3 protein-coding genes, 3 tRNA genes and 1 rRNA gene are annotated in these 3,566 nt (G+C 52.9%); 6 read left to right on the forward strand and 1 reads right to left on the reverse strand.

Annotated elements, in window-relative coordinates:
- The 3 genes from rrf to B5E67_RS15150 all read left to right on the forward strand — a co-directional run.
- A 5S ribosomal RNA gene (rrf, locus tag B5E67_RS15140) occupies nucleotides 1-114 on the forward strand; the annotation flags it as partial.
- Between the two features lie 43 nt (nucleotides 115-157).
- Nucleotides 158-233, forward strand: a tRNA-Lys gene (locus B5E67_RS15145).
- A 77-nt stretch (nucleotides 234-310) separates the two neighbouring features.
- Nucleotides 311-985, forward strand: a complete 675-nt coding sequence (locus tag B5E67_RS15150; protein WP_087385909.1) for a class I SAM-dependent methyltransferase — start codon at nucleotides 311-313, stop codon at nucleotides 983-985.
- A gap of 51 nt (nucleotides 986-1,036) precedes the next feature.
- On the opposite strand, the gene B5E67_RS15155 is transcribed toward B5E67_RS15150, so the two are convergent.
- Nucleotides 1,037-1,978 carry an AEC family transporter gene (locus B5E67_RS15155; protein ID WP_087385910.1) on the reverse strand — a complete coding sequence of 314 codons (942 nt, stop codon included), beginning with the start codon at nucleotides 1,976-1,978 and terminating at the stop codon, nucleotides 1,037-1,039.
- A gap of 208 nt (nucleotides 1,979-2,186) precedes the next feature.
- Between B5E67_RS15155 and B5E67_RS15160 the strand changes: the two genes are divergently transcribed.
- From B5E67_RS15160 to B5E67_RS15170, 3 genes are all read left to right on the forward strand, one after another.
- Nucleotides 2,187-2,261: transfer RNA gene (locus B5E67_RS15160), tRNA-Glu, on the forward strand.
- A 35-nt stretch (nucleotides 2,262-2,296) separates the two neighbouring features.
- Nucleotides 2,297-2,373: transfer RNA gene (locus B5E67_RS15165), tRNA-Asn, on the forward strand.
- A 279-nt stretch (nucleotides 2,374-2,652) separates the two neighbouring features.
- The gene (locus B5E67_RS15170; protein WP_087385911.1) at nucleotides 2,653-3,324 is read left to right on the forward strand and encodes a hypothetical protein; all 672 of its coding nucleotides are present in this window, start codon (nucleotides 2,653-2,655) and stop codon (nucleotides 3,322-3,324) included.
- Nucleotides 3,325-3,566 lie beyond the last annotated feature (242 nt).

The following is a 3,566-nucleotide window of genomic DNA, read 5'->3' on the forward strand; positions in this document are numbered from 1 at the left end:
GGTGTCGATGACGGTGAGGTCCCACCTGTTCCCATTCCGAACACAGAAGTTAAGCTCACTTGTGCCGAAGATAGTTGGCTGGACACGGCCTGTGAAAATAGGTAGATGCCGGCTTCTCTCATCCATCAGAATATTGAAACCGTATTCTGATGGTCATGCACCTCTAGCTCAGTTGGTAGAGCAACTGACTCTTAATCAGTGGGCCCAGGGTTCGAGTCCCTGGAGGTGCACCAACAAAACATCCATTTAGGCTTTGGCTTGAATGGATGTTTTTTGTTTATTCTTTTGCAAAATATACAGGGAGGCAACGATGACGGCCAAATATTACGAGGCATACGACCTGCGCTACAAGCAGATTCATCAGCAGCACCTGCAATGGGCCAGTGATACGCCTTCTCCGATTGTGGGAGAGGTTCTCGGCCGGTATCCTCTCCCGGAAGGGGCCAGAATTCTGGAAATCGGCTGCGGAGAGGGCCGGGATGCCCTGGATCTTCTGCGCCGGGGTCTGGATGTGCTGGCCACCGATGTTTCACCTGAAGCGGTTGCATTCTGCCAGCAAAAAGCCCCGGATTTTGCAGAACATTTTCAGGTGCTGGACTTCATTGCGGGGACCATGGAGGAAACCTTTGATTTCATCTATGCCGTGGCCGTGCTCCATATGCTGGTGTTGGAGGAGGACCGGCAGGCTTTCTATCGGTTCATCCAGAGCCATTTAAAGCCCCAGGGATTGGCTTTGATCTATACTATGGGTGATGGTGAGACGGAGGTCCAAAGCGATATTGGGACGGCTTTTGAGCCCCAGGAACGGGTCCATCAGGGAACGGGGAAAACCGTGCGGATTGCGGGGACGTCCTGCCGGATGGTGGGCATGGATGCCTTTCAGAAGGAATTGACCCGGAACCGGCTTGCGGCGGTGGAAACGGGGCTGACGTCCTGTCCGCCGGACTTTTCCCAGATGCTGTATGCGGTGGTGCGGAGAGACTGACACGAAAAAAGCCGGCCCGAAGGCCGGCATGGTGCAAAAGTGAGTTGATCCTCATCCCATCATCTGAACGAACATGGCGCACAGGGGCAGGGTCACAATGGACAACAAAGTGGACAAGACCACCAGTCCGGCGGCCAGCTGCTCGCTGTAGCGGTACTGGATGGCGAGAACCGAGGTGAGGGCCGCACAGGGACAGGCTTCCAGCAGGATCACCACCGCCCCCACCATGCCGCCGGTGCCGGTGAGAAGGCAGAAAAGGAAGGATGCCGCGGGAATAATCAGCATCCGGATTAGAATGGCGTGCCAAAGCTGAAAGCTGCGGATGACCGGCCACAGGTCACTGGTGGCGATGATGATGCCGGTGATCAGCATGGAAAGCGGCGTGTTCATGCCGGCCAGGAGACTGATGGGCTGGGCGATCAGATAGGGGACCGGGATTTGACCCAGATAGAGCACCAGACCCACCGCCACCGCCAGAAGGGCGGGCTTTTTGATGAGTTCCACCACAAGGTTGCGCTTGGCGGCGTCGCTGCTGCGGTCCACCAGGGCAATGCCGGCAGTCCAGATGAGCAGATTGAAAAAGGTGTTGAAGATGCTGGCATAAAGCATCCCCTCGGCCCCAAACAGGGCGTTGATGAGGGGAAAACCCATGTATCCCGCATTGGAGAAGGTCATGGCAAAGCGGAGAATGGGCTGGTCGGGACCGGTCTTTTTGCGGGTGGACAGCAGGGCAATGCAGAGGCCGATCACCAGTACCGCCGCGCTGGCAAAGGCGGTGCGGACCAGATTGGACAGGATCTCGGGGTCAAACTCGATGAGATACGAGTTGATGATCATGGCCGGGACCACCAGGTTCACCAGCAGGCTGGAAAAGCCCTGGCGCGCTTCGGCATTCAACAGCCTGCCGCGCACCGCGAGATAGCCCGTCAGAATCAGCAGGAACATCATCAGCACCTGTTGGGCTGTGATGGCGACAAGATTTCCTTCGTTCATGGCAAAATCCTTCGTTGTTCGATGTAAAATGGCATGAGAATCTTTTCCTATTATACGTGAAAGGGCCCGCCCCCGCAAGACAAAGGCCGGCCCGGACAAACCAAAAAATAAAAGACGAAAAATTGCATTTTACCTATTGACATCTGACAGCTTTTGCGCTATAATAACCGAGTCGGGAGTCAAGAACGACACGCCGACAACAGAATATGGCCCGTTGGTCAAGCGGTTAAGACAGAGGCCTCTCACGCCTTTAACATCGGTTCGATTCCGGTACGGGTCACCAACATATAAAACGGCCGTGTGCCGTTTTATATATATGCCTCTTTAGCTCAGTCGGTTAGAGCACCTGACTGTTAATCAGGGTGTCGCCTGTTCGAGTCAGGCAAGAGGCGCCAAAGAGCGATGGATGAAAATCCATCGCTTTTTTGTTTTGCTCCGAAAGGGTTGGGCCGCAGCGCCAGGCGAAAATTCCTCCGCCTTTTTCCTCCCAAAACGGCTTGTATCCAAGATGAGTCTTTCCCAACTATATAAAATTAAGCAAAAATGGGAAAATTTGAAATCGGGTCTTGACACCGGGGGGGGTATGGTATTATAGGCACACAAAGGAAAGGACCTTCCTTTGAACCTGTTTTGGGTCTCTATCTTTTACACCATTTAAGGAGGAAAAATTCATTATGAAACTCAAGAAGATTGTTTCTCTGGCACTGGCCGGTGTTCTGGCCGTCAGCATGCTGGCTGGCTGCGCTACTCAGGAGGAGACGAATCCCCCTGTTATCACCCCGGTTGACAATTCTTTTGCAGCAGCTGTCAATGAGGAGATGAGCCCTGCGACCAAGAATGTTCTGACTTTCAGCTCGGATGCTACTCTGGCATCGACTTTGAACAAGGTGGCCGACAAGGTGGCTAGCTCTACTCTGGTCGACGTTACCAAGGCCGGTTTCGTTTCTACTACCGACGCAGAGGATTTCCGTCATCTGATGGGAATTGGCCGTACGAACAGCCTGATGCTGGGTACTGATAACATCTATTACGATCCTTTTACTACTGGTGCTTATAAGTATTTCAGCACTGCTTCTTCTGCTACTACTGTTGCTGACCTGGTGGTTGTTCCTGGCAATCTGACTGAGGAAGGCGTTGCTGAGTATGTTGCAGATGCTGCAGAGGATCTGATTGTAGCTAAGCGTATGCCTGCTACCGGTACAGTTGCAACCACTGGCAAGACCTATCGCTATGCCTACACTGGCAACATTGCCATGGTGAAGGTGGACAACCTGGGCGGCGATTTCTCCGCTTATATTGTTGCTCTTACTGTCACTCAGACTCCGACTGAAGTTACTAACGTTTAAGTAAAAGCTTATAACACCCCTGGCAGCACCATGGCCAGGAGTGATGTAAGAGGTCTGTAAACAAGAGACCGTTTGCAGGCTCGGGTAAATAACCCATCCGATGTGGCGACAAAGGGGAATAATTAACCAATATTCCTTCTGTTGTTGATCGCACCAAAACAAAAGAACTTTTGCGTCACGAAAGATAGGGTCCCTCTGCGAGGGCCGGCTCTCACGAGCTGGCCCTCGCATTGTTTGTTGTG

The sequence above is a fragment of the Faecalibacterium sp. An122 genome (assembly GCF_002160895.1).
GTDB lineage: Bacteria > Bacillota > Clostridia > Oscillospirales > Ruminococcaceae > Faecalibacterium.

Bases quoted from the DNA above. Each gene is read 5' to 3' on its own strand.
- B5E67_RS15150 (WP_087385909.1), top strand. From the start codon at position 311: ATGACGGCCAAATATTACGAGGCATACGACCTGCGCTACAAGCAGATT.
- B5E67_RS15155 (WP_087385910.1), bottom strand. From the start codon at position 1,978: ATGAACGAAGGAAATCTTGTCGCCATCACAGCCCAACAGGTGCTGATG.
- B5E67_RS15170 (WP_087385911.1), top strand. From the start codon at position 2,653: ATGAAACTCAAGAAGATTGTTTCTCTGGCACTGGCCGGTGTTCTGGCC.